Below are 23,864 nucleotides of genomic sequence, written 5' to 3'. Positions count from 1 at the left end.
AAAATTAAACCATATTTTCGGTTAAGACAGAAGAGATTTGCTGAGTTTATCAGAAATTATGAGGAAATATTAGGTAGCATCACATGGATACTACCTAGACAATTTTAGGCTGAACCAATCAGGCGAGCACAGCGAACATTCAAAGACAACGATTTTGGAGTCAAATTGCTTTGTATACCATCCTGAAAATTTAGAATAAATGCAGTGTTTTGACCAGTTTCTGTTGAACTCCAATAGTTGCTGGCTGAAAAATTGCCAAAACCCTGTAAATACAAGATCGTGTAGATTGCTTCTAACTCCTCAATAGCTGGTAAATACCATTCGAAACTCACATTTAGGTCATTGTAGCAAAACACCGCCGCTCCATTATCAATTACGGCATCAATGGTCTGTGTATTACCAAATCCATCACTTTGACTAGTCGCAGATGTTACGACATTATCACCCCAAATATCGGAAGGACTATCAAATTCAGTCACAATTCTGTAGTCACCCCCTCCAAGCGCGTCATAAACCAAACCACCTTGCCCCGGAGCGTTGATAAAAAAAACTAAACCGAAGGTAGTGGAAGAAGTGTTATCACCACTTACAACAATACCTACTTCGGGATCAAACGCTTGGCTTGCCGAACTGAAAGATAAAGTACACGAAGCTCCTGGTGCAAGTGACACGCAATCGGAACTGTCCTGAATCACGTTTCCTCCCCAGGATGCCGGTAGAGTGGCAGATACTTGCGTGGCGGTGACTTGGGTGGAGGTATTGGTAACCGTAATTGAGGTTGGCGCACCACCTACACGAAGAACAGCTCTGGTGGGCGAAAGTGTTAACACCGGTTGCGCAGCCACGGTAATGGGCAATAGTTCAATATTGGTATTTGTTCCCCGAATCGTTACCTGCGTTGTTTCCTGCGCAGTGGCCGTAAATTCTATGGTGCAATTGGCAGACGGTGCAAGACTGGCGGGGCAAGTTGAATTAACCACGGAGATCGAGCTGCCGGTAGGAATACTGGCAGCCACATTAAGGGCTGCTGCACTTGAGGTATTAGTCACCGTCACTGTCCCTGAGTCATTCACCGCAAAAGTAAGAGAGGTCGGCGAAAGGCTGATTAAAGCTTCTGAGACCGAGACTGCCACGTTTACCGCATTGGTGTTTGTACCTTGCACCCGAACCGTAGTCATCGTCGAGCTTGGAGAAGTAAATGTAATCCGACAACTGGCCCCCGGGCTTAACGTGGGGCGGCAAGTCGTACTTAGTACACGCAGCGGACTATTGGAGGGGATGTGGGCCATAATATTTTCAGCAGACCGACCTGATGCCACACTATTTGTTACTATTATCGATGCTGAGCTATTTTCGGTAAACTTAAGTATCGTAGGGCTTACTGAAATGGTAGCGCGGTGGGTAGGTATAATAGTGACGTTTAGCAGCTCAGCGGGAAGTGGCTGAGAGCATAAAAAGCGATCGGGGTCGTTGGTGTTGCCTTTCGTTTTACAAATGATTGGTCCGCCGTGTACACCTGCACCCATCGCACTGCCAACGAGCCGCAAATTTAATAAACATGAACCGCCAGGGGCTAAGGTAAACACGGACGAGCAACCCGTTGACATGACCTGCACACCAGGAATAGGTACCATTGTTAAGCGTCTGGTGATGGTTGTCTTGTTGGTGATACGGTATTGCGCAAAGCCAATGCCACTATTGATTAATTCCAGTGGTGCTCTTACTCTTACTTCAACGATAAATTTTGGTTGCGCACCCGCTTGAGCCCCGAATGCCCAAAACAATGCGACAATGCTTACCATTAGATGACGGAAGATCCTTTTCATAAATATGTCCTAACAAAAATAACTTAAACTTAATTGAAATTGCTGCGTATACAGGTGGTTAATGCCATAGCTAGAACCTGGAATTTGGCCGGGGGCCAATCCAAATTCAACTTTTCCCCAGTCGGCAAATTCATAACCTAAACCCACGCGCCAATTTGCAGAAAAGGCCCACTCGATTCCGGCACCCGCCGTATAGGTAAATGTGGAGGTGTTGGCATCAGTAAATGCTGGTGCGGGGACTTCTTGAAAAATTTTAGGGGTAATCGTGAAATTGGTAGCGCGATTGTAGCCATAGCCTAAGCTGCCACTCAGGTAGGGCATGAAACTATAGCCTAAATTACCTACTAGCTTTGCCTTGGCCGCCACGTGGTAATGCCTTACTTTATAGCTGTAACTATAATTATCGAAATTCGGATCGGCATCTTCCCAAATGCTGCCTTTCAACGTTGCCTGTGAACTCCCTGCAACCGCTAAACCCAATTGACCTTGAACACTCGAACTGGATGCCGAATTCCAGCCAATAAATAATTCTACAATGCCTAAGGCTTTATCATCGCTGTCTGCTGTGTATGTTTTTACTACATCAGGCTCTACGGTGATCGTTTGATCATCTTCGCCGGTTATCCATGCAGTTCCGGCGCTTAAGGTTACGACTAGAGGCCAGACCTCCGCATCATCCCACCCCATGCTTCCCGCTAAAACAGAGGATGAAAAAAGGGACAGGGCTGCTATTTGCAATTTCAATTTGCTCATTGTTACATCCTGATTGGGTTATAGCGACAACATGAAAAAAAAGTTATACCTTATTTAGCGAAATTTATCTATCCACTTTTGTAATTTAAGGCTCTATTGTCTTTCCCGCAGCCTGTTGGATAAAAAATTTTTTTAAAGGGACGACACGATTACACAGTTGCAAACCTAAGCCGCGCAGTGCTACAACAGGGGTTAAGGGGTTAGCAAATAACGCTTTCAATCCCTCCATCAAAGCAATAATTTGCCACACGGCAGATTTTCGTTGTCGCTGATACGCATCAAGGGCTCTCTTGTTAAGCCGATTATTGGTTTGTGCCAAACAAGTTAACCAACTGCTGACATCGGCTAAACCCACATTAAGGCCTAAACCTGCTAAAGGATGTATCGTATGGGCTGCATCCCCCATTAATAGCCAATTTTTACCGGCATATTGTTTGACATGGCGCATGGTTAAAGGAAAACAACGCCGTTTACCGCGCAAAGTGACCGTCCCTAATTTTTGTGCAAAGGCTGTTGTTAATGCTTGATTGAAGTTTTCTTCTGAAAGTGCCATGAGCTGCTTTGCACGATTAGGTGTCGTTGACCAAACAATGGAACACAATTGCTTATCAATAAGCGGCAAAAAAGCTAAAGGACCATCCTGGTTAAACACTTGATAGGCTGTTTGCCCATGTGGTTTTTCAGTGTTCACTAAAGCCACGATCGCTTCTTGGTGATAGGACCAACTGGCAAGTGATACGTTCAGCAATTGACGGCAAGGGGAGTTGGCACCGTCGGCAACCATCAGTAACTTTCCTTCCCAGTTTTCTGCATCATTGCCTATAGTAATCGTATCTTTACCGTGCTGAATGGTTGTTATCTTGCTCGAGGGGAAAAGCGTTATTGCAGGTTGTTTCTTAATTTGTTTTAACAAGGCCTCTTTAAGGATGGATTCTTCCACAATATGGCCAAGCTCTTTAGCAATAACCAAGCGGGCATCAAAATCAATGACAGCCTTATTTGCCGCATCCCAGACATGCATCTGCTTGTATGGCGATAGGCGGCTTTTATCCAACTCCTGCCATACTGCAAGCTGCGTTAATAACTCTTGCGAGGCAAGATTGATGGCATAGACTCTAGGGTCGAAATCAGTGGTTACCGCCGTCAGTGACGTTGCATCAATCATAGCCGTTTTAAATCCACGTTGCGCCATGGCCAAGACTGCCGTCAAACCAACGACGCCCCCACCAACAATCAAAACGTCAAATGTGTTTTTCATAGTACATCCTTGGAGTCTAGTGTTATACCACACACCAAATCAGGTGTAACCCCAGCAAAGCCCCGTGCATAATAGGCCAAATTTTTCTTAAGGAAAGGAAGATTATCGACTGCAACAAGCCCCAGATTACGCATTAAAGGAAGACCTGGTAGTTGGCTGGTGAAAACATTAACTAAACCATCCGTTAAGTTAATAATGCTTTGCTGATCGTGCTTTCGCATGGCCTCATAGTGCTTAAGCATGTTTTGATTAAGGCCGTTTTGCATTATACATTGCGCCAACGCAGCGACGTCGCGCAACCCCAAATTAAATCCTTGCCCTGCAACCGGGTGTAACGTGTGTGCGGCATTCCCCACAAAAACAACAGGCCAAGCCGTTTGTTGGGTCATCACCATTTGACGTAACGGAAAAATAGTCCGTTTTCCTACACGCATCAAACGTCCAAGACGATAGCCAAATGCTTGTTGCAAGGCATTTAAAAACGCTTTTTCGTCTAAGTCTAACAGACGTTTAGCGTCTTCAGGTTTAAGTGCCCACACTAAAGAAGCGCGATTGTCAGTCATCGGTAATAGTGCTAAAGGACCTGAGGGGGTAAAGCGCTCATAGGCACAGTGATGATGCGAACGCGCTAAACCAATATTGGCAACGATCGCTTGTTGTCCATACTCCTTTTGCCTGGCTGGTAAATTTAATAACCGGCGCAGCACCGAATCGGTTCCGTCTGCCGCCACAATCAATTTGGCCTGTATAGCCAGTTCGCCTGTTGGTGTACTCACTGTAACCATGCTTTTTTGCTGATCAAACGCTTGTAACTGTGCGGGCGCCAGGATATTTTCAGGGGGCAACCGTTGCTGAAGTGCTCGATTAATGTGCTGCATTTCAACCACATGACCCAGTGGCTTATCAGGTTTTCCGGTTAGGCGGGTGGCTCCAAAGCGACGCTGCTCAGAAACATGGATGCTATTAATGGCTGTGGCTTCATTTTTAAGCAGCGGCCATAGATGAAGCATTTCTAAAATGCGTACACTTGCAGGTGATAATGCGAGGCTACGTGCGTCAAACTCCGCATGAACTTTGTCACTGAATTTGCTCGCATCAACCAGCAAGACGGTATAACCTTTGTCTGCCAGGGCAAGCATTAATGTTGCACCAGTGAGGCCTCCCCCAACAATCAGTATGTCTACCTGTTTATCAGCCACGCATTAACGCCTCAATTTCTGCTATTTCTACGGGTAAAGCAGCGGTTAAATTCTCATGCCCAGTCTCAGTAACAAGGACATCGTCTTCAATACGAACCCCAATATTCCACCAGCGTTTATCAACCCCTTTCATCCCAGACATGATGTATAAGCCAGGCTCAACGGTTAATACCATCCCAGGTTCTAACAAACGCCATTCCTCGTTAAGTTTGTAACGGCCAGCATCATGGACATCCAGTCCTAACCAATGACCCGAATTATGCATGTAAAATGGTTTGTAGGCTTCGGTGGCGATAAGATGATTGACCTCCCCCGATAATATTCCCAGTTCACAAAGACCTGCCGTTAAAATATGAACCATACGTTGCTGAATTTCATTCCAGGCCACGCCAGGTCTTACGGCAGCCACCCCTTCTTTTTGCGCCTGAAGTACGAGCTCATAAATAGCACGTTGTTCTTCACTAAAACGGCCATTCACTGGAAAGGTTCTGGTAATATCTGCGGCATAATTTTGGTATTCGCCGCCGGCGTCAATCAATACCAAATCGCCATCGCGCAACGGTTGGTTGTTATCGGTATAATGTAAAATACAAGTTCCAGCGCCACTGCCAACAATAGGGTCATAGGCAACACTGCGACAGCCCTCCACGACAAATTGATGAAGTAGTTCGGCTTCCAGCTCGTATTCGTTTTTGGCCTGGCGACAAAATTTCATAGCACGTTTATGCGCTTTAACAGAAATAGCGGCCGCTTTACGCATTAATTGAATTTCCGCCTCGCTTTTGAACAAGCGCATTTCGCCCAGGAGGGGCTCTAAATCAAACAGCCCTTCAGGGGCCTTTATACCACGTCGAACCTGGTTTTTTACCGTCTCTAACGCATGAAGAATTTTTTTTTCGTAAACAGAGTGTCGGCCAATGGCATAATAAATGACGGTTTTGTTTTTTATTATTTCAGGCAACTGCTCGTCCAATTCGTCAATGGAGTAGGCCTCATTGACCCCAAGGGCCTCCGGCGCTTGTTGTTGTCCCAATCGTCTCCCGGTCCATTGTTCCAGAGCCACGTTGCGGGGACGATTAAATAAATAGCTTTCACCCTTCTCACCTGCAACAATCACCAGCAAGGCTTCAGGTTCATTAAACCCCGTTAAATAGTAGAAATTACTATCCTGACGGAAACGATAATGGGCATCTCCATTGCGTAACACTTCATTTGCAGCAGGAATAATTGCCAAGGCGCCTTGGGGTAATTGGGCGGCTAACCGTTGCCTTCTTGACTGATATTCTTGCTTTGTAATCATTTTTACTTCCTTTCCAATATTTATAGTGTATCTAATGGGAGGTGCGGGAACCATGCTGACTATTATCTTCCAACAAATCGCCATAGATTTTTAATATGGCCATGCGTGTATATTCACTCACCTCAACCAGTGCCATTTCATCTTCTTCATCAACTTGCAATGATTCGTAATCCAGTTGCGCAAATTCAAGGATATGGTGCAATGCTTCTTGCGCCTCTTCCTCCTTAAGTTGTTCATAACTCACACCGGCCATGTTAATGCCTTGGGTAAACCCTTCACACCATTCACTAAAGGCCTGGGCACGGGTCATGAGTGGCTCGCCATCATCAGGCAACAACAGTTGAAATTCAAAATCAAAATTAGCAAGCTGCTGTTGGCTAATTAAAAAAACATCAAACATTGCCATAGCAGCGGAACGCGTTGCTTCATCTTTTTTACTTTTTACCGTCAACGCCCGCAAATAAGCTTCCCCTTCTGTGGGGGCTCCTGCACAAAGATAACCGCACATGATCCCATGCAGTTCACTTCCAGAAATAGGGAGCTCCAAAACAGAAATCGTGTCGATAAACATTTGATAGGCCGGGAGATGTAAGGCTTTATTTTCGGTCAACATAGTACACTCATTTTAGCAAATAATTAGGCTCTATTGACACTCTGCCACTCGAGGCAAACTATCAATAAACCCTAATCATAACTGATTTGCCCGGGCAAGCCAAAATTGTTACTATTTAAGCAGCACTGTCACATTGTTAGGCCAAGGAAAAATGACTATTTCAAAATCTTGCTCTATTAAATTAATGAATAAATCCTATGAGATTAAATGTCCTGACGCGGAAGTCGAAAATCTTCAGCAGGCGGCCGAAAAATTAAACGAACATTTATTGCACAATAAAAAGAAATTTAAACAGCTTGATGAATTCCACACGTTATTGCTTGCAGCTTTGAATGTAAGCCATGAATTAATCTCATGCCAAAGACAGCAAGAACAGCAGCGTGTACAGGTAACGCGCTTTATTAGTTCCCTGGAAAATAAAATTCATCAGGTAGTCCATGGTAATCTCACCCAGGATCCGCAAACGGATTAAAATTCCCATTAGTCTCTTAGGGGGGCTCTAATCCTGACAGGGGCTTATATTGAATTCTCAATCTTCGCAAAGTTACACTTGCTTTGCGAGGCAGTATTTTCATTTTACCGCCAAAACGTTCTTCATTTACTATACTTAGATTTACAAGTTTTAAGACTTTAAAATCCTCTTAATTACAAGGATAAGTTTGGATTTATAAGCCACTGCAATAGAAAGGGAGGTTATTATGCAACAGGATTACGTATCGAATTGGACTAATATGATGAGCAGGATGCAAAGGCCTTTACAAGCCATGATGGAATTAAATACCCGCACTTTGCAAAATATTAGCTATTTAAAACCCGAAGATTTCTCAAAAATACGAAAACCTGAAGAACTGCTGGAAAAACAAATGAATGTTTTCGTCGAAAATGCCCATAAAGCCCTCGACTACATGCAAAAAAGCTTTTCTATTTTTGAAGAAAGCTTATTGTCTGTATCACGAGAAGTGAAAGACCGTACTGAGCAGACAACCAGACAAGCACAAGACGTTATGAAAAAAACCATGAAACAAGCTCAAGAAAAAAAGCAATAAGTTAACTGGTTTTCTATAGTTTCACGTCGTGTTATTGGATTGCATCAATAACACGACCTAATAAAAGTGAAAAAATGGCGTAAACTTCACTGCGTGCTGGTGTTTTTTCGTTATTGGGTGGTATAATTTCAACTAACCCGACAGCGAGTGATTTATGAACCAATACTCGCATCTAGGGGCGCGTCCTGTTGCCGGCGTTGAGCAAGCCTACCTGTAGTAGGAAGCCTGAACCGTCTCATCTGCACCCCACCTGAACCTCAGGGTTCAAAATCTTAGACTGTCGGGCTATTTTATTTCTATACGTTCCGCCTGAATGTCAATATGCTCAAAGTTAGTATTTAATTGACCGAGACGCCCCTGTTTTAATGCCAAGGACTCAAAAAAACTGAAGTGATCAGTCTCGCCTGTTAAATACTCGATCTTTTTTAAGGCCGCGTTACATTTGGTTTTCCCGGAAAAAGCAAAAAAACTATTGGGACGTGGGTCTTTCTTACGTTCATTTTCATAAACTTGTAACGAAAAGATGTGAAGAAGCGTATTTATGAATGCCCTCTTTTGCGGTAACTTCACATCCTGCCGCTTTATTGTCGAGGCAAGACTTAATGCGTCCAGGTAAGAGTGCTTGTTTAAAGCAATAAAATCATTGAATAATCGGTTGGCTCCTATTATAAGTGCCTCTTTTTTATTCTCTGATTGACTCCCCCTTAATAAAATTTTATTCCAGGGTAATATATCCAAGTTTTTTTTAAGCTCCGAGATATTGTTAGGTAATAGAGGAGCTAAGGTAATTATATTCTCATCTTCTACCCAATCGCGCGAAAGAGTAATGAAATCTTTATAGTCTAAAAAAAACGCTTGTGAGCAAAGGATTCGCTCTAGCATATAACGCAGGGCAGCTTTCTCAGAAAGACGCTCTTCTTTGGTCGTTGATAAGCGGTATTCACATAATAAAGGCAGCAGTTCAAGCTGTTCTGCCGTACAATGGTGATGAAGAAGATAAAATACAAGAGCCAACGTTGTGACTATACGTTGTTGCTTTGTTTTTTCATGAGCAAGATGTTTTCTCGCTTCAATTACTGTGCTTAATTTACCAAATGGATATTGAGCGATCTCATTTTCGCTTTTCTTTTCATCTAAATAGCCCAACATGCGGGTAGCATATTTTAACAAACCTAACAAAGCAGACACATTTAAAAGTGGATCTTTGACTGAAAATTTTGCGGCTAACTGCTGAAAACGTTGCGGGTGATCGGCACCCTCCCAACCGGCATGAATTAAAGCTTCTTGAAAATCCAACCATGGTTTTAGTCGAGAATATTGAGCACTCGAAAGATCATCGCTCAAAAGAATGTGCGCGGGAACTGATGACCAGAATTCGTTCAACATAGCAAGGATGTCTTTTTTTAAAAAGAATGCCGATTTTTGCGCTTCAAACTGGTCGTCATTTAATAAATCCAGTAGTTTCTGACCTAACGCTTTATCTGGATGAGAAAGAACACGATTTAATGCCTGAATGGCAATTTGTAATGTTTCAATTTTCATTTTCTACTCCCTGAAAATTACCGCTACTTATCGAGCAACTTTTGCTTTAAAAGTGCCAGAATAGAGCAACTTACCTAACTTATCAGGTATTTCAGAAAGTGCAAATAGTTTTAATCCTCAGGAACTGATTATTAGTTGTTCCTTTAATGCTAACAGCTGATCCCGTACTTTAGCCGCTTGCTCAAACTCCATATTCTTGGCATGTTGGTGCATTTGTTTTTCCAGCACTTTAATTTCCTTCGCTAATTTGTCCGGGGGTAGGGGAAGGTAGGGTACTTTTCGCTCTTGGACTTGAGACTTGCGTTTTATGCTATATGCCCCTTCCATGATATCTTCCACTGATTTGCGGATCCCCTTAGGGGTAATGCCATGTTTTTTATTAAATTCTATTTGTTTATTACGGCGACGCTCTGTCTCGTCTAACGCCCTTTGCATTGAACCTGTTATATAATCGGCGTAGAGAATAGCACGGCCATTTACATTGCGAGCCGCCCTGCCAATTGTTTGAATCAACGAACGATCGGAGCGTAAGAAACCCTCCTTGTCCGCATCTAAAATAGCCACCAAAGCGACTTCGGGCATATCCAAACCCTCACGTAACAAGTTAATGCCAACAAGGACGTCAAACTCGCCTAAACGCAAATCTCTAATAATTTCCATACGCTCTACTGTATCGATATCTGCATGGAGGTAACGTACTTTAATGCCATGTTCGTGCAAATAATCGGTTAAATCCTCCGCCATTCGTTTTGTTAACGTGGTTACTAGAATACGTTCGCCTTGAGCAATGACCTGATGAATTTCTGAGAGCAAATCATCAATTTGATTTCTTACCGGCCTTACAAACACAAGTGGGTCAACCAGTCCCGTAGGACGAACCACTTGCTCAGCTATATTATCGGCATGTTCTCGTTCATAGGGACCAGGGGTTGCCGAAACATAAATGGTTTGTGGGGAGCGACCTTCAAATTCCTCAAAGCGTAAGGGACGATTATCAAGGGCTGAGGGAAGACGAAACCCATACTCAACCAAGGTCTCTTTACGTGCCCTGTCTCCTCGATACATTCCCCCAATTTGGGGTACAGTCACATGGGACTCATCAATAATAAGCAGCGCCTCTGGTGGTAAATAATCAAATAACGTTGGCGGTGGTTCACCCGACTGGCGGCCTGATAGATAACGGGAATAATTTTCAATGCCGGAACAATACCCTAACTCAAGCATCATTTCGATATCAAAACAGGTGCGTTGTTGTAAGCGCTGTGCTTCCAATAGTTTATTTTGCGCGTTAAATTCAGCCAAGCGTTCTTGCAATTCTTCTTTCACCCAATCAATAGTTTGCAAAATGCGTTCGCGAGGTGTCACGTAATGCGTTTTCGGGAAAATTGTCACGCGTGGCAAACGCTGTAAAACCTCACCTGTTAAAGGATCAAACCGGGCAATGTTTTCTACCTCATCGTCAAAAAGCTCTATACGAATGGCTTCTTTTTCAGAGTCAGCCGGAAAGATGTCAATCACATCACCATGCACACGAAACTGTCCCCTCTCTAAAGATTGCTGACTACGTATGTACTGCATTTCGGCAAGTCGTTTTAAGATTTTACGTTGATCGCATTGTTCTCCGCGGGAAAGATGTAATAACATACGCAGGTAGGAATCAGGATCACCTAATCCATAGATGGCTGAAACTGTCGCAACAATAATGGCATCCTTGCGTTCAATTAAGGCTTTCGTCGCCGAAAGACGCATTTGTTCAATGTGCTCGTTAATGGAGGCGTCTTTTTCTATAAACGTATCAGAAGCAGGCACATAAGCTTCGGGCTGATAATAATCATAGTAAGAGACAAAATATTCCACGGCATTGTCAGGAAAAAAGGTTTTAAACTCACCATAGAGTTGCGCTGCTAACGTTTTATTGGGTGCCATAATAAGCGTTGGCCTTTTCATGGCTTGGATAACATGGGCAATTGTGAAGGTTTTCCCTGAACCCGTGACACCCAAAAGAATTTGTCTTGCTAATCCGGACTCTAAACCGTCGATTAGGGAAGCAATTGCTGTTGGTTGATCACCGGCAGGCTGGTAATTTGCATAAATTTTGAATACATTTTTCATAATATAAACTATAACCGATCAATCTGATTTTGTGAGCATTCGCGAATCGTTTGGTCAGAAAATATACCACAGGAGTTTAAAGATGGATATCGCACTGGCAAAACGCGTGCAGGCCGTAAAACCCTCACCCACCCTTTCGGTGGCTGCCAAAGCAGCAAAAATGCGAGCAGAAGGCCTTGATATTATTAGTTTAGGCACTGGCGAGCCCGATTTCGATACCCCTCAACATATTAAAAAGGCGGCGGTGGCAGCGATTGAAGCGGGTTTTACCAAGTATACTGCTGTTGATGGTATCCCTGAGTTAAAAGAAGCGATTGTTAACAAATTCAAACGCGATAACCACTTAAGTTACAACACCAATCAAATTTTAGTCTCGGTAGGTGGCAAACAAAGTGTTTACAATTTATGCCAGGCTTTAATTGAGGAAGGGAATGAGGTGATCATTCCTGCACCTTATTGGGTGTCTTATCCTGATATTGTTTTACTCGCAGGCGCTACTCCCGTCATTATTCCAACTACCCCAGGCGATCGCTTCAAGATAACAGCCGAACAACTTGAAAAAGCCATTACACCAAAAACTAAACTGCTCATTTTAAATAGCCCATCCAATCCATCCGGTGTCGCCTATTCATTGGAAGAATTGACTGCCCTAACGGATGTCTTAATGAAGCATCCTCATGTATTTATTGCAACAGATGATATGTACGAACATATTTTATGGACACAGCCTTTCGCCAATGTTCTTAATGCATGCCCAGCATTGTATCCTCGTACTATTGTTTTAAATGGCGTTTCTAAAGCCTATGCAATGACTGGCTGGCGCATCGGTTATGCTGCTGGACCCGCCCCCCTTATTGCCGCAATGACCACCATTCAATCCCAATCCACATCAAATCCCTGCTCTATCGCTCAAAAAGCGGCTGTCGCGGCACTCAATGGTGGTGATGAGACGATCAAGGAAATGGTTGCAGCATTTCAAGGCAGACATGATTATATTGTGCAACGTATGTATGACATATCAGGCGTTGAAGTCATTCCTGCAGACGGGACGTTTTATAGCTTCCCAAATGTCCAGGCAATTATCGAAAAACGCGGCTTTGCCAATGACATTGAATTTGCTGACAAATTACTCCATGACACAGGATTAGCACTTGTTCCTGGCTCAGCTTTTGGGAATGAAGGGTGCATCCGTCTTTCTTTCGCCACCAGCATGGAAATTCTGCGTGATGCGATGGATAGGTTACAACGTTTTTGTAGTTAATCTTTAGTTTGCTTAGTCATTTTTTAAATGGCTAAGCAATTTTCATTGCAGTCTTAAAGTATCACTTGATTTGCACAAAAAGTGAACTACAATTCATTACGTTGGTGAAAAAGAATCTAACATCAAAAAATATGCATGATCCACTTGATCCTTACGTAAAATACCATTAAGATGCCACCTCATTCCCCGGTAGCTCAGTCGGTAGAGCGGATGACTGTTAATCATTAGGTCGGCGGTTCGAGCCCGTCCCGGGGAGCCAACTCCAGTCTAGGTTTTGGCAAATTTTAAATCTCTTATAAAAATTCTCGTATACACTTTGGGGTGAGTTTTCATGGAAAAAGAGAGCTACCAAGTTAACGGATTTAGACATGGATGCATCAAAAAGAAGTAATCACCTTAAAAATTTAAATAAATACTCTTGGTTCATTCTTGTAACGTTTATTTTCGCTGTATTCGCAATGTCGTACCAGACAACCAATACTTCTTTTGATGGTTTTATTCAAACACTTCCTCTAATTATTGTCTTCATTTTCTGGAGTGAAAAATCTGCAAGACTTATAAAACAAGCTGAAAGTAATTTAAAAAAGGCAGAACTCTTTAATCGGAATACATTTATATTAAGCTTTAGTTTTTTATTGGGCTGCCTTATTTCATTACTATTTGCTTATAATAATAGTGATGCCAAAGGTTGGTGGGTATTAATTATTTACTTCATTACCTTGTATGGTTTGATTTTTTCTTTAATTTTCTCAGGAATAGCCCTTCAGATAAAAAATCATAAAATATACGCCTTGGTTTTTTCACTTTTAATCATAGTATTCATATCCATGGGAAAAATTTTCCCTCGTTATACGTTCATTCCATTGCTAGGATATATTGAAACTTTTTACGCAATAACTTGCGTGTTGTTAGTTATTCATTGTTTATTTGCCATTAATTGCAAAATAATCAGAGCAATTAAGCGAAACAAACCGTAACAAAAGTTCAACAAAAGATGGAGCTGTAAATGAAAAGTAAAAAATGCTCGTATTAGGTTAAGCAAGCGTAGTCCGGCTGCTTGCAGCTGAATCTAATACACATCTCTGAAAACACATTCCAACCTAATTTCCGACGTCCCGCGGCTTGTCCGCGGGATCCAGAAGCACTGCGCTAAATCACTGGACCCCGCGGACAAAGCCCGCGGGGCGTCGGCAAAGATGTGATCAAGAGACAGCTGCTTGCAGCCGGGGAAGTATGATTGAATTCTTCAATACTTGTAGTTCGAGCAGGCTGAAAGGGGAAATAATCTAAGTTGGCGATTTATCCGGTTGTAAGTAACTGAATTACGCCAGCTATTATTAAAGATTAAAATGCTTGACTATGACGTTGCGTCATAGCCTAACCTTGGAAACAAGGAGGAAAAAACGATGAAACAATGGTATGCAAAAGAGTTAAGCCAACTCACTCAGGTATCCGTGCGGACACTGCATTATTACGACAAGATCGGATTGCTTAAACCGAGTATGCGACTACCAAATGATTATCGTTTGTACTCCGAGAAGGATTTATTGAAACTACAACAAATTATTGCGCTTAAATTTTTTGGATTTGAGCTATCTCAAATCAAATTATTGCTTGTTAAACAGGATAATATGGTTGAGAACTTCGCGATGCAGTCTAAATTTTTGCAGGAAAAAGCGGATGCTCTTCAAGAGGCAAGTAGGATGTTAAAGCGCATAACGGAGAGTTGTAGTCATCGTAAATCCATTCCATGGGAAAAAATCATACAGTTAATTGAGGTATATCAAATGACGCAACAATTAGAACATGCTTGGGTTAAGGAAATATTCACGCCTGATGAATTGAAACAGTATGTAGAGTTTGAAAAGAAAATGAAAGCGACGCATCAAAAAGCTATTTTTGAAAAAAATTGGCAACAATTGGTGAATGAATTAAAAAATAATATACATCACGATCCAGAATCAAAAGTAGGCATTGATTTTGGCAAGAAGTATATGGATTGGGTGAATGGTATCTATGGTAAAAAATATGCTCATCTTCGAACCAAAAAATGGGAGCAAGGCTTTGGTGAAGGGAAAGGTCTTGATAAGATTGGACTAACGCCAGAACTCCTGTCTTGGATAGAAAAATCTGTGAATGCTTATTATAAAGATAGAATTTACAATGTTCTTGATAAAGTAGGAACCCTATCGTCTTCCGCAGCTTTACAGTTTTGGAACGAAATACTCGATGATATGTATGGTGATGATAAGACTACAAAAGAAGAACGCTCAGCAAACATTATCGAAATGTTATTAAAGGATGAGGACGTTAACCCAGTGGCAAAAGATTGGCTAAGAAGCTTAGCTAAATCGTAAAATACATCTATGGCATAATTTGATTGTTTTCAGTTTATGCCATAGGTTCATTTCAAGAGTTAGTTGCGAAAGATGGTGGTAATTTAAAGAAATGTGGGATAGCCAAGTTAATGGAATGGTTGTGTAATTTCTGCCATAAAACTTTAATCCAATAGAGGCATAGGGTCAGATCTTGCCTTTTGCTTGGAAAGATTATTGATGGCAAAAATCAAGATACGACCCCTGTAATGGAATAAACATGTATCGGGGGGAGTTTTTCATCGACACTAGTATTTAGCTATTTTCTGAATGATTGCTATATTATTGAATATACATTCATTCAAAGAGAAATAAATGCTAAAACGTCATTATCGTTACAGCTACTCTCCGATCATTGAACGCCCGACTTTTGAGTGGCCGAACTACACGCGACTGGCATTTTATATCGCCCTTAACATAGAGCATTTTTCTTTTGGCGAAGGCTTAGGCGCAACACTTACCCCGCAAACACGACCTCAGCCTGATGTTCTAAATTATGCCTGGCGTGATTATGGTAATAGAGTAGGGGTATGGTATTTATTGGAGTTATTTAAGCAATTGGATTTACCAATAGCTTTGCTGGTTAATTCATCTGCATATGATTATTGTCCGCAAGTCATCGAAGCATTCCGTGCTCGAGGCGATGAAATTGTTGCACATGGTCGTACCAATTCGGAGCAACAAGGGATTTTAAACCAGCCTGAAGAAAAGGCACTGATTCGGGAGGTTACCGAGCTTATCACCAGGAAAGAGAAACAAGCTCCGAAAGGCTGGTTAGGACCATGGATTTCCGAGAGTGTTAATACCCCGGATTTGCTATATGAGGAGGGATATGAATACTTACTGGACTGGTGTCATGATGATCAACCGACTTGGCTTGAAACGGCCCATGGGCGCATTCTCTCCATCCCCTATTCCCAGGAGGTAAATGATATTCCCGCCATAATACCCAATAGAGCCAGTGCCTCAGAATTTGCTGAGATGATCATGGATAATTTTGAGGAAATGTTAGAACAATCAAAACTAAGGCCATTGGTTTTCGGTCTTTCACTGCATCCTTATATCATTGGACAGCCTTTTCGTCTGAGACACCTTCGTCGCGCCTTAACTCACATAATGAAATCAGCTCAAGAAATATGGATAACCACGCCCGGGGCCATAGCTACCTATTATAAACAATTATTTAAATAGACGGAGATGCCATGCCAAGCAACTATGGACGTTATGGGAAGAACATCTGCGTTATGAATTTGAGCCGAAAAAGGTTGGAGAGACGATGCCAACGTGACAACGCAGCAAACGTAGGCCGGTTGCTTGCAGCTGTCTCTTGATCACATCTTTGCCGATGCCCCGCGGCTTGTGTATAGCCGCGGGACGTCGGAAAGTAGAGTTTGGAATGCGTTTTCAGAGATGTGTATAAGATTCAGCTGCAAGCAGCCTGGCTACACTTGTTTAAGACTGTATCCATGCTTGTTCTCCCGCCCTGCATACCAATATTTTTTAACCCTCTTTTCTCATCGAATTGCACCATTATTTTTCATTTTGTTCTATATTTATGAATATTAATCTCCAAAAGGATTTGAAAATGAAAAATAATACGTTAAAAGGCCTGCTTGATGACCTAGACGTTATTGTAACTTCAATCGATGGGAATCCATCCAGTCCCAACAAAGGGGTTGCACATCAACTTTATGACCGCCTAACCCAGCGCTTAAATGAAATCGGCAGCCCTCCTTTCCCAGACACTCAAACAGAGGAAGAAGAAGCTGAAACAGATATTATTGTGCTGACCGCTTTGAAAGAGGCTTACACACAGGCCAAAGGGGTAGGCGCCCATTCTCTATTTAGGCATATTAAAGTGGAAAAATTAGGACTTGAGCCAGGCAGTAATTTGAAAGCGGGCATTGCATCGCTTACACAAAAATATTTTGGCAGAGAAGAAGAAAAAATAAAAAATACTACAAAATTTTTAAATCAGCTTATCCAGGAAAAACAAAGTGAAGAAGGGTGGATATCTCCTAAAGGACTTAAGTAATTAAACCTTGTCCGGCGATAATCTATACTCCATCAGAATTGACCAATTTCAAGTCATTGTGTATAATCAAAAAATCTTCCCATGGGATTGAGAGTACGCATACTGGGGGAGCCATCTACTCAAGTAGCTATCAATTAATGGTTTGGAGAAAAGCAACAGGCCCTTCAGAAGGGCTGGTATGTGAAGGATGTTTAAATGGAGCTTGTGATGATAACCACGCTCCTTTTTCTATTGAAATCATTCCAGAGAAAGAAACTAATACCCTTAAACAGGCAACCAACATTCATGCATTATTCAAGCTTAATGTGGGCGATGTTGTTAGCAATATTGAAAGGGCTAACATGAGTAATACTGATAAACGAACCATTTTATCAATATAGCAGGCAGTCCGTATTAAATGTAATACGGGAGCCCTACCTACACCCTACTGTTTGTGGTTCCCGTATACTTTCTACCTTAGATAGTTAATCTGTGTCTGGCGGGAAAGTGTCAAATTCACCTTCAGCAAAAGGATTATATTGTTCTTTTTGCTCTTTCTTTTCTTCAATATTTTTATCCATCTCGCGAAACAGCGCATCAATATCGTCGGGATGCTCTTCATCGCGTTCCACTTTTTCTTTTTTTATCTTTTCCAGAGCTTCTTTGGATAAAATAGTCATCATTACTCCTTTTTTTCCAAACTTACTTTAAAGCATAGCAGCTTAAGGCTAGGGAGCGGTACCGCTTTAATCCAAAACGTATTCAGGATACCATAGGGTAATTCCTAATCATTGAGAAATCCATGCGCACACTCAACTTACTTGATAGCCTTATCGGTGAGATTGATGCGGCTTTACGCACCTTGAGGCCACCGACTTTGCGTTCAAGCACCCGAATGACACCAGCAGCCTCTATCTCTGAAAATTGTTTAAATGCGAGTGAAAAAAAGCATGTGGCAGGTCTTATGCGAGTTAACCATTCGGGAGAAGTTTGTGCCCAGGCGCTTTATCGAGGCCAAGCTTTAACTGCGCAGCTTGTTGAGGTAAAAACGCAAATGGCTAAGGCCGCCGCTGAAGAAATTGATCATCTTGCCTGGTGTGAGCAGCGCTTAAATGAATTAAACAGCCAACCCAGTTTGTTAAATCCTCTGTGGTATTTCGGCTCTTTCATGCTGGGGATAGTAGCAGGTGCAGCAGGCGATCGCTATAGTCTTGGCTTTGTCGCCGAAACAGAAAAGCAAGTGTCCCAGCATCTGCAAAAGCATTTGCGGAAACTGCCGGCTCAAGATAACAAGACCAAGCATATTTTAGAACAAATGCATGAGGATGAAACCCAGCACGCTGATATTGCCATTGCCGCGGGAGCAGCGGAGCTACCCGAATTTATTAAAAAAATAATGGGCGCTGTTTCCAAATTAATGACTTATTCCAGCTATCATTTTTAGCCATGGTAACTATAGTCCTTATTCTTGCCGGATTTGCCCTGGTGCTGCTAAATGCCTTTTTTGTTGCCGCTGAATTCGGTATGGTGAAATTGCGGCAAACAAGAGTTGCCCTTATCCAAGAAGAATATCCCTGGCGAGGAAAACTGCTGGCAAAAGTGCACCAAAAACTAGATGCTTACTTATCAGCCTGTCAATTAGGTATTACTTTAGCCTCCCTAGGGCTAGGTTGGATTGGGGAGCCTGCCTTTACCCGCTTACTATCGCCGGCCTTTGAATCCTTAGGCTTGGTTAATCCTACCCTCAATGAATTTATCAGTTTCATTGTGGCCTTTTCCCTGTTGTCTTTTTTACATATTGTGGTCGGTGAATTAATGCCAAAATCCTTGGCAATTCGCCAAAGCGAACAAATTTCCATATGGACTGCCCCACCGTTGTACTTCTTTTATTGGCTAATGTATCCCGTAATATGGCTCCTTAACACCTGCTCCAATTTTCTTTTAAAACAATTAGGCCTGGATGTGATACATGCGGGAGAACAGTTCCATTCCAGTGAGGAAATAAAGTTAATTCTGCGCTCCAGTGAAGTACATGGAGAACTAACCCAGCAAGAAAGCAGTATTCTTGCACACACTCTCGAATTGGGAGATTTACGCGCCATTGATGTGATGCGCTCCTACGATGATATGATTATGTTGGAAACGCCAATAAAAAGTAGTGAGCTGATTGATACGTTAAATCATTATCGGTACAGCCGCTACCCCGTTTATGACAAAGCCAAAAAGCAAATTATTGGTATATTACATGTTAAAGATTTGCAGATTTTATTGCATGACGCAAAATCCAATGTCGAACTTTCACTCAATGAGATAACAAGACCTGTACCCAAAATTTCTTACCGATTACCGGCTTTGGCCTTACTTCGACAATTTCAGGCAGGCATGCCGCATTTTGCCCTGGTTTATGGGCGGCGCGGGGCAATTGTCGGTTTTTTAACGTTGGATAATTTATTACATTTGGTGATTGGCGTTATTAAAGATGAATTCCATAAAACCCAGGATGAATGGATAACCCATGATGATGGCAGCATTACCGTCAAAGGAGATTGTCCGTTGTACACTATCGAAAGGGCCTTACAACAAGATTTAACCTTAGACACGGAAGAAGAGGAAGAAATGGCAACCATTGCGGGCTTAATTATTCACAAATTAGGAAGGGCACCTAAACAGGGTGAAACCATTGCTTTTCATGATTTTTTTGCAACCATAGAGCGTGTCCAGGGAGCTCGCATTCGCCAGGTAAGAGTAATGCCCGTTGTGACTGGCAATGTGTAAATTGTACAAAAAGGGGTTAAGCAGCATAGCTTAGCAAAATGTCATTGATAGAAACTAAACGCTTAACGGTAACCTAAAGGACTGGCATGGCAACAGGCACTTTATTTATTTTGGCCGTTATTATGATAGCCTATCTGTTTGATTTTATTAATGGTTTTCATGATGCAGCAAACTCCATAGCAACCATTGTCACGACAGGTGTTCTAACCCCTCGACAGGCTGTACTATGGGCAGCATTTTTTAATTTTATTGCCTTCCTGATATTTAATTTAATGGTAGCAAAAACCATTGGTAGTGGCTTAATTGATACGAGCATTGTGGATGCAAGTCTCATCCTTTCGGCATTAATTGGCGCTATTTTTTGGAACCTTGTGACTTGGTACTATGGATTACCTTCAAGTTCTTCTCATGCATTAATTGGCGGTCTTGCTGGCGCTGCTTTGGCCAAAGGGGGTGTATCTTCATTAAAATTTGCAGGCTTTGCCAAAGTAATCGCCGGTATTTTTCTTTCTCCTGCTGTAGGATTGGTGATTGGGTTTTTGCTCACTTTTCTTTTCAGCAATTTGTTTAGAAATAATAGTGAAACGACCCTTAATAAACTTTTCAAAGGGTTTCAACTCGCTTCTTCCGCGCTTTTAAGTTTAACCCATGGAGGAAATGATGCCCAAAAAACAATGGGTATTATTGCCGTACTTTTATTCTCTGCGAATTGGCTAGGCGATACCTTTTATGTGCCATTTTGGGTGGTAATTTCTTGTCATTTTGTCATTAGTTTAGGGACCTTGGCAGGGGGTTGGCGTATTGTGCATACGATGGGGACTAAAATCACTAAACTTAATACGCTTCGCGGATGTGCCGCTGAAACAGGGGCTGCCATTATGATTTTTACAGCCACGGAGTATGGGATCCCTGTTTCAACGACTCACACTGTAACAGGCTCTATAGCCGGTGTAGGACTTATTAATGGCTTATCGGGTACTTATTGGCCTGTCATGCGGCGAATCTTTCTTTCCTGGCTATTCACTATTCCCGCTGCAGCTGTCGTATCGGCAGGCCTTATGTTAACCATCGGCTGATGTAATTAATTAATCCTTCAGTCATATTAAACAAGAAAAAACCATATAAAATTGCACCACTATAGGCAAAAAAAAGAATGACCCCATCCTTTTCCGCCAATCCTAAGCCAAATAGAATGATTAAGGAAGCAAAAATAAAATTACTAAAGGGGATGGGAAGTAATAAACAAAAACTTAACAGCAACATTACTACACCATGCAAGCGCTCCACAGCAGGATAAGTAAAAAATAACCAACGTGGTTTTAGTAATTTCTCAATACGTCTCAAGTAAGGCGTTGTTTTTTTCACCACCTCTACAAATTTAGAAAATTCAACACGATGATTGGCCAATTTTTGCGGTAGCCATAACGTGCGCCGGGCAATAATGATATGAATGGCGATAAACACAATAGGTAAACCAAAAATAAAAGAAAAACCTGGAATAATAGAAATAGGCAATGCGCTGGGTAAAGCAAAAAGAATAATTATTAAACCGAAGGCTTGATCACCAAAAGCCTTTACCAATTCTCCATAGGTTAAAGAAGTATCATTCTGATGCTTTTCAATGACTTGCTGCAGCAAATCACAGATGCTGGTGCGCTTTTTATTCTTTTTTTTATTCAATTGCTTCTCGTAACTAGTTAGGCTTCAACTTGTTTGTTAAGAACGCTATGAAAACGGCCATAAAACCAATAAATTAGCAGGCCCACCGCCATCCAAACTGCAAATCGCAACAAGCTGGCCAATGGTAAATTAATGAGCAGGTAGGCACAGCTAAGAATACCCAAAACAGGAATCACTGGCATTAAAGGCGTCTTAAAAGGCCGGGGCAGATTAGGGTGGCTGTAGCGCAAAAATATCACTCCTGAACAAACCACCATGAAGGCAAACAAAGTGCCCACATTCACCAGTTCAGCCAAATCATCAATAGGCACCAACCCTCCCGCTAAAGACATAATACAACCACATAGCACAATAATTCTAACCGGGGTTTTTCTCTGACTATTCGTCACTGCAAAAAAGTCTGGTAATAAACCATCGCGTGCCATCGCCAAAAATACACGGGTTAACCCATAATACAACACCAGCATGACAGTCGTTAATCCAGCGATAGCACCTACACCGACAAGACCTGCTACCACACGATGTCCTAACAATAAAAGAGCATGACTGATAGGGGAAGCAACATTGAGTGTTGAATAATGAGTCATTCCTGTCAATAAACCGGACACTACAATATATAAAACTGTGCATATAAACAACGAGCCGATAATACCAATCGGTAAATCACGTTGAGGATTAACCGCTTCTTCGGCGGCAGTCGATACAGCATCAAAACCAATATAGGCAAAAAAGATAAGTGATGCACCTTCAACCACGCCTTGCCAACCAAAAGGCATAAAGGGGGACCAGTTTTCGCTTTTTACCTCCGTTGTGGCAATGACAATAAAAAGAAAAATAACAATTAGCTTTACCAATACCATTAAGTTGTTAAAGCGCGAACTTGATTTCACACCCCAAGCCAAAAGCGAGCCAAGAATGACAATAATGGCGAAGGCCGATGCATTAAACCACCCGCCGCTAGCTGGTCCGTGCAGTAAGCTAGTTGGCAATTGCAAATGGAGAGAACGCAAAAAATCATTAAAATAACCGCTCCATCCTACGGAAACAGCTGAAACTGCTATTGAATATTCCAGTAATAGATCCCAACCCACAATCCATGCTATACACTCACCAAATCCCGTGTAGGCATAACCATAGGCACTCCCGCATCCTCCAACGGATGCCGCCAGCTCAGCATAAGAAAGTGCCGCAAACGCACATGCTAAACCTGCAATTACATAAGAAAGAATGATTGCAGGTCCAGTTTGAGTCGCAGCAACAATCCCTGTTATTACAAAAATTCCGGCACCAATGATTGCACCCACACCTAAAAAAACCAAATCAAGAGCCGAAAGGCATTGCGACAAAGGCGAACCTGAATTACAAACTTCATTAACTGCTTTTTTGCGAAACAAGTCCATGATAATATGCTCTATAGGTTGATGAAGTTACTAAAGAAACTCATTAATTATAATCAACTTTAGCATTAACCATGCCAAGGTGCAGCTCCGGCCAATGAATCAATGAAAAAAACTCTAATTAGCTTTTTTTTATTAACCAGTCTAAGTTGCGCTCACGCTAATCAATATGATGAAGCATGTGGTGGCTGGTTTTCCTGGTTTCAGCCCATTTGTTATCGCATGCATCAACTTTGGTATGAAGGTCACAATGAACTCTACGTGACAGGTTATGCCTGGCATAATCGTTATACCTACCCCAAGTACAAAATCAACTCTTATAATGAAGCTGCCTGGGGGGGTGGTTTAGGAAAAGGCCTGTATGATGAGAAAGGGGATTGGCATGGCATTTATACGATCGCTTTTCTTGATTCCCACAAAAATATAGAGCCCGCATTAGGTTATGCTTTCTTAAAAGTCGCCCATTTAAGTGACAATACCCGTCTTGGCGCTGGATACACTGTTTTAATAACCGCCCGTCCCGATATTTTACACGGTATTCCTTTTCCAGGTATTCTTCCCTGGGTTTCATTGAATCATCGGAATGTGACTTTATCAGCAACCTATGTACCTGGATCAGGTAGAGAAGGTAACGTCTTGTTTATTCTAGGGAAGTGGACATTTAATTTCATGTAGTTTTAGTGCAATTCCTCTTTAATTCCGAAAATTGTCTT

The 23,864-nt window shown here is 42.1% G+C and carries 23 protein-coding genes, 1 tRNA gene and 1 other RNA gene; 14 read left to right on the top strand and 11 right to left on the bottom strand.

Annotated features, from left to right (window positions below):
* Window positions 1-104 precede the first annotated feature (104 nt).
* The 6 genes from Ljam_RS09865 to Ljam_RS09840 form a co-directional block, all read right to left on the bottom strand.
* Window positions 105-1,826 carry an Lcl C-terminal domain-containing protein gene (locus Ljam_RS09865; protein WP_131762239.1) on the bottom strand — a complete coding sequence of 574 codons (1,722 nt, stop codon included), beginning with the start codon at window positions 1,824-1,826 and terminating at the stop codon, window positions 105-107.
* A 9-nt stretch (window positions 1,827-1,835) separates the two neighbouring features.
* Window positions 1,836-2,579, bottom strand: coding sequence for an outer membrane protein (locus Ljam_RS09860; RefSeq protein ID WP_058449867.1), 744 nt, complete (start codon window positions 2,577-2,579; stop codon window positions 1,836-1,838).
* An 85-nt stretch (window positions 2,580-2,664) separates the two neighbouring features.
* Window positions 2,665-3,837: an FAD-dependent monooxygenase gene (locus Ljam_RS09855; protein ID WP_058449866.1), complete on the bottom strand. Its 1,173-nt coding sequence runs from the start codon at window positions 3,835-3,837 to the stop codon at window positions 2,665-2,667.
* Window positions 3,834-5,036 carry a 2-octaprenyl-6-methoxyphenyl hydroxylase gene (ubiH, locus tag Ljam_RS09850; protein ID WP_058449865.1) on the bottom strand — a complete coding sequence of 401 codons (1,203 nt, stop codon included), beginning with the start codon at window positions 5,034-5,036 and terminating at the stop codon, window positions 3,834-3,836. The genes Ljam_RS09855 and ubiH overlap by 4 nt, the downstream gene beginning before the upstream one ends.
* The gene (gene pepP / locus Ljam_RS09845) at window positions 5,029-6,336 is read right to left on the bottom strand and encodes a Xaa-Pro aminopeptidase (RefSeq protein ID WP_058449864.1); all 1,308 of its coding nucleotides are present in this window, start codon (window positions 6,334-6,336) and stop codon (window positions 5,029-5,031) included. The genes ubiH and pepP overlap by 8 nt, the downstream gene beginning before the upstream one ends.
* Before the next feature lie 31 nt (window positions 6,337-6,367).
* Window positions 6,368-6,949: a UPF0149 family protein gene (locus Ljam_RS09840; protein ID WP_058449863.1), complete on the bottom strand. Its 582-nt coding sequence runs from the start codon at window positions 6,947-6,949 to the stop codon at window positions 6,368-6,370.
* 151 nt (window positions 6,950-7,100) lie between these two features.
* Here Ljam_RS09840 and Ljam_RS09835 point away from each other — a divergent pair, with 151 nt between their 5' ends.
* The 3 genes from Ljam_RS09835 (at window position 7,101) to ssrS (ending at window position 8,286) form a co-directional block, all read left to right on the top strand.
* A complete protein-coding gene (locus tag Ljam_RS09835; RefSeq protein WP_058449862.1) occupies window positions 7,101-7,421 on the top strand; it encodes a cell division protein ZapA in 321 nt (106 codons plus the stop codon).
* Window positions 7,422-7,647: 226 nt separating this feature from the next.
* Window positions 7,648-7,995, top strand: a complete 348-nt coding sequence (locus Ljam_RS09830) for a hypothetical protein (RefSeq protein ID WP_058449861.1) — start codon at window positions 7,648-7,650, stop codon at window positions 7,993-7,995.
* Window positions 7,996-8,126: 131 nt separating this feature from the next.
* A non-coding RNA gene (ssrS, locus tag Ljam_RS14790) (6S RNA) lies at window positions 8,127-8,286 on the top strand.
* Here the strand turns inward: ssrS and Ljam_RS09825 are convergent.
* Together Ljam_RS09825 and uvrB are read right to left on the bottom strand one after the other, a co-directional pair.
* Window positions 8,281-9,537, bottom strand: a complete 1,257-nt coding sequence (locus Ljam_RS09825; protein WP_058449860.1) for a hypothetical protein — start codon at window positions 9,535-9,537, stop codon at window positions 8,281-8,283. The genes ssrS and Ljam_RS09825 overlap by 6 nt on opposite strands.
* Before the next feature lie 117 nt (window positions 9,538-9,654).
* A complete protein-coding gene (uvrB, locus tag Ljam_RS09820) occupies window positions 9,655-11,649 on the bottom strand; it encodes an excinuclease ABC subunit UvrB (RefSeq protein WP_058449859.1) in 1,995 nt (664 codons plus the stop codon).
* Window positions 11,650-11,731: 82 nt separating this feature from the next.
* On the opposite strand from uvrB, the gene Ljam_RS09815 reads away from it, so the two are divergent.
* From Ljam_RS09815 to Ljam_RS09785, 7 genes are all read left to right on the top strand, one after another.
* Complete coding sequence (locus Ljam_RS09815; protein WP_058449858.1) at window positions 11,732-12,910, top strand: pyridoxal phosphate-dependent aminotransferase; 1,179 nt, start codon at window positions 11,732-11,734, stop codon at window positions 12,908-12,910.
* A 183-nt stretch (window positions 12,911-13,093) separates the two neighbouring features.
* Window positions 13,094-13,169, top strand: a tRNA-Asn gene (locus Ljam_RS09810).
* Between the two features lie 109 nt (window positions 13,170-13,278).
* Window positions 13,279-13,887, top strand: coding sequence for a hypothetical protein (locus Ljam_RS09805; RefSeq protein ID WP_058449857.1), 609 nt, complete (start codon window positions 13,279-13,281; stop codon window positions 13,885-13,887).
* Between the two features lie 429 nt (window positions 13,888-14,316).
* Entirely contained in the window at window positions 14,317-15,267 is a 951-nt protein-coding gene (locus tag Ljam_RS09800; protein ID WP_058449856.1) for a MerR family transcriptional regulator, read from the top strand.
* 333 nt (window positions 15,268-15,600) lie between these two features.
* On the top strand, window positions 15,601-16,476 hold the full coding sequence (locus Ljam_RS09795; protein ID WP_058449855.1) for a polysaccharide deacetylase family protein: 876 nt from the start codon (window positions 15,601-15,603) through the stop codon (window positions 16,474-16,476).
* A 394-nt stretch (window positions 16,477-16,870) separates the two neighbouring features.
* Window positions 16,871-17,320, top strand: coding sequence for a hypothetical protein (locus Ljam_RS09790; RefSeq protein ID WP_058449854.1), 450 nt, complete (start codon window positions 16,871-16,873; stop codon window positions 17,318-17,320).
* 137 nt (window positions 17,321-17,457) lie between these two features.
* Entirely contained in the window at window positions 17,458-17,700 is a 243-nt protein-coding gene (locus Ljam_RS09785) for a hypothetical protein (RefSeq protein WP_058449853.1), read from the top strand.
* Window positions 17,701-17,784: 84 nt separating this feature from the next.
* On the opposite strand, the gene Ljam_RS09780 is transcribed toward Ljam_RS09785, so the two are convergent.
* Window positions 17,785-17,982: a hypothetical protein gene (locus tag Ljam_RS09780; RefSeq protein ID WP_131762237.1), complete on the bottom strand. Its 198-nt coding sequence runs from the start codon at window positions 17,980-17,982 to the stop codon at window positions 17,785-17,787.
* A 119-nt stretch (window positions 17,983-18,101) separates the two neighbouring features.
* On the opposite strand from Ljam_RS09780, the gene coq7 reads away from it, so the two are divergent.
* The 3 genes from coq7 to Ljam_RS09765 all read left to right on the top strand — a co-directional run bounded on the left by coq7 (window position 18,102) and on the right by Ljam_RS09765 (window position 21,150).
* A complete protein-coding gene (gene coq7, locus Ljam_RS09775; RefSeq protein ID WP_058449851.1) occupies window positions 18,102-18,743 on the top strand; it encodes a 2-polyprenyl-3-methyl-6-methoxy-1,4-benzoquinone monooxygenase in 642 nt (213 codons plus the stop codon).
* A gap of 2 nt (window positions 18,744-18,745) precedes the next feature.
* Complete coding sequence (locus Ljam_RS09770; protein ID WP_058449850.1) at window positions 18,746-20,074, top strand: hemolysin family protein; 1,329 nt, start codon at window positions 18,746-18,748, stop codon at window positions 20,072-20,074.
* Window positions 20,075-20,160: 86 nt separating this feature from the next.
* Complete coding sequence (locus Ljam_RS09765; RefSeq protein ID WP_058449849.1) at window positions 20,161-21,150, top strand: inorganic phosphate transporter; 990 nt, start codon at window positions 20,161-20,163, stop codon at window positions 21,148-21,150.
* On the opposite strand, the gene Ljam_RS09760 is transcribed toward Ljam_RS09765, so the two are convergent.
* Entirely contained in the window at window positions 21,131-21,754 is a 624-nt protein-coding gene (locus tag Ljam_RS09760; protein WP_058449848.1) for an exopolysaccharide biosynthesis protein, read from the bottom strand. The two genes, Ljam_RS09765 and Ljam_RS09760, sit on opposite strands and share 20 nt — an antisense overlap.
* Window positions 21,755-21,771: 17 nt before the next feature.
* The gene (locus Ljam_RS09755) at window positions 21,772-23,154 is read right to left on the bottom strand and encodes an amino acid permease (protein ID WP_058449847.1); all 1,383 of its coding nucleotides are present in this window, start codon (window positions 23,152-23,154) and stop codon (window positions 21,772-21,774) included.
* Between the two features lie 102 nt (window positions 23,155-23,256).
* Between Ljam_RS09755 and pagP the strand changes: the two genes are divergently transcribed.
* Window positions 23,257-23,826, top strand: a complete 570-nt coding sequence (gene pagP / locus Ljam_RS09750) for a lipid IV(A) palmitoyltransferase PagP (protein ID WP_058449846.1) — start codon at window positions 23,257-23,259, stop codon at window positions 23,824-23,826.
* Window positions 23,827-23,864 lie beyond the last annotated feature (38 nt).

The organism is Legionella jamestowniensis, assembly GCF_001467745.1.
Taxonomy (GTDB): Bacteria; Pseudomonadota; Gammaproteobacteria; order Legionellales; family Legionellaceae; genus Tatlockia; species Tatlockia jamestowniensis.
The sequence above is the reverse complement of the archived record's forward strand: the minus strand, read 5'-3'. Positions and strand labels throughout refer to the sequence as shown.

What these genes read in the sequence shown, in the direction of transcription:
- Ljam_RS09865 (WP_131762239.1), bottom strand. Translation starts at nt 1,826, where the DNA reads ATGAAAAGGATCTTCCGTCATCTAATGGTAAGCATTGTCGCATTGTTT.
- Ljam_RS09860 (WP_058449867.1), bottom strand. Translation starts at nt 2,579, where the DNA reads ATGAGCAAATTGAAATTGCAAATAGCAGCCCTGTCCCTTTTTTCATCC.
- Ljam_RS09855 (WP_058449866.1), bottom strand. Translation starts at nt 3,837, where the DNA reads ATGAAAAACACATTTGACGTTTTGATTGTTGGTGGGGGCGTCGTTGGT.
- pepP (WP_058449864.1), bottom strand. Translation starts at nt 6,336, where the DNA reads ATGATTACAAAGCAAGAATATCAGTCAAGAAGGCAACGGTTAGCCGCC.
- Ljam_RS09840 (WP_058449863.1), bottom strand. Translation starts at nt 6,949, where the DNA reads ATGTTGACCGAAAATAAAGCCTTACATCTCCCGGCCTATCAAATGTTT.
- Ljam_RS09835 (WP_058449862.1), top strand. Translation starts at nt 7,101, where the DNA reads ATGACTATTTCAAAATCTTGCTCTATTAAATTAATGAATAAATCCTAT.
- Ljam_RS09830 (WP_058449861.1), top strand. Translation starts at nt 7,648, where the DNA reads ATGCAACAGGATTACGTATCGAATTGGACTAATATGATGAGCAGGATG.
- Ljam_RS09825 (WP_058449860.1), bottom strand. Translation starts at nt 9,537, where the DNA reads ATGAAAATTGAAACATTACAAATTGCCATTCAGGCATTAAATCGTGTT.
- uvrB (WP_058449859.1), bottom strand. Translation starts at nt 11,649, where the DNA reads ATGAAAAATGTATTCAAAATTTATGCAAATTACCAGCCTGCCGGTGAT.
- Ljam_RS09815 (WP_058449858.1), top strand. Translation starts at nt 11,732, where the DNA reads ATGGATATCGCACTGGCAAAACGCGTGCAGGCCGTAAAACCCTCACCC.
- Ljam_RS09805 (WP_058449857.1), top strand. Translation starts at nt 13,279, where the DNA reads ATGGATGCATCAAAAAGAAGTAATCACCTTAAAAATTTAAATAAATAC.
- Ljam_RS09800 (WP_058449856.1), top strand. Translation starts at nt 14,317, where the DNA reads ATGAAACAATGGTATGCAAAAGAGTTAAGCCAACTCACTCAGGTATCC.
- Ljam_RS09795 (WP_058449855.1), top strand. Translation starts at nt 15,601, where the DNA reads ATGCTAAAACGTCATTATCGTTACAGCTACTCTCCGATCATTGAACGC.
- Ljam_RS09790 (WP_058449854.1), top strand. Translation starts at nt 16,871, where the DNA reads ATGAAAAATAATACGTTAAAAGGCCTGCTTGATGACCTAGACGTTATT.
- Ljam_RS09785 (WP_058449853.1), top strand. Translation starts at nt 17,458, where the DNA reads ATGGTTTGGAGAAAAGCAACAGGCCCTTCAGAAGGGCTGGTATGTGAA.
- Ljam_RS09780 (WP_131762237.1), bottom strand. Translation starts at nt 17,982, where the DNA reads ATGATGACTATTTTATCCAAAGAAGCTCTGGAAAAGATAAAAAAAGAA.
- coq7 (WP_058449851.1), top strand. Translation starts at nt 18,102, where the DNA reads ATGCGCACACTCAACTTACTTGATAGCCTTATCGGTGAGATTGATGCG.
- Ljam_RS09770 (WP_058449850.1), top strand. Translation starts at nt 18,746, where the DNA reads ATGGTAACTATAGTCCTTATTCTTGCCGGATTTGCCCTGGTGCTGCTA.
- Ljam_RS09765 (WP_058449849.1), top strand. Translation starts at nt 20,161, where the DNA reads ATGGCAACAGGCACTTTATTTATTTTGGCCGTTATTATGATAGCCTAT.
- Ljam_RS09755 (WP_058449847.1), bottom strand. Translation starts at nt 23,154, where the DNA reads ATGGACTTGTTTCGCAAAAAAGCAGTTAATGAAGTTTGTAATTCAGGT.
- pagP (WP_058449846.1), top strand. Translation starts at nt 23,257, where the DNA reads ATGAAAAAAACTCTAATTAGCTTTTTTTTATTAACCAGTCTAAGTTGC.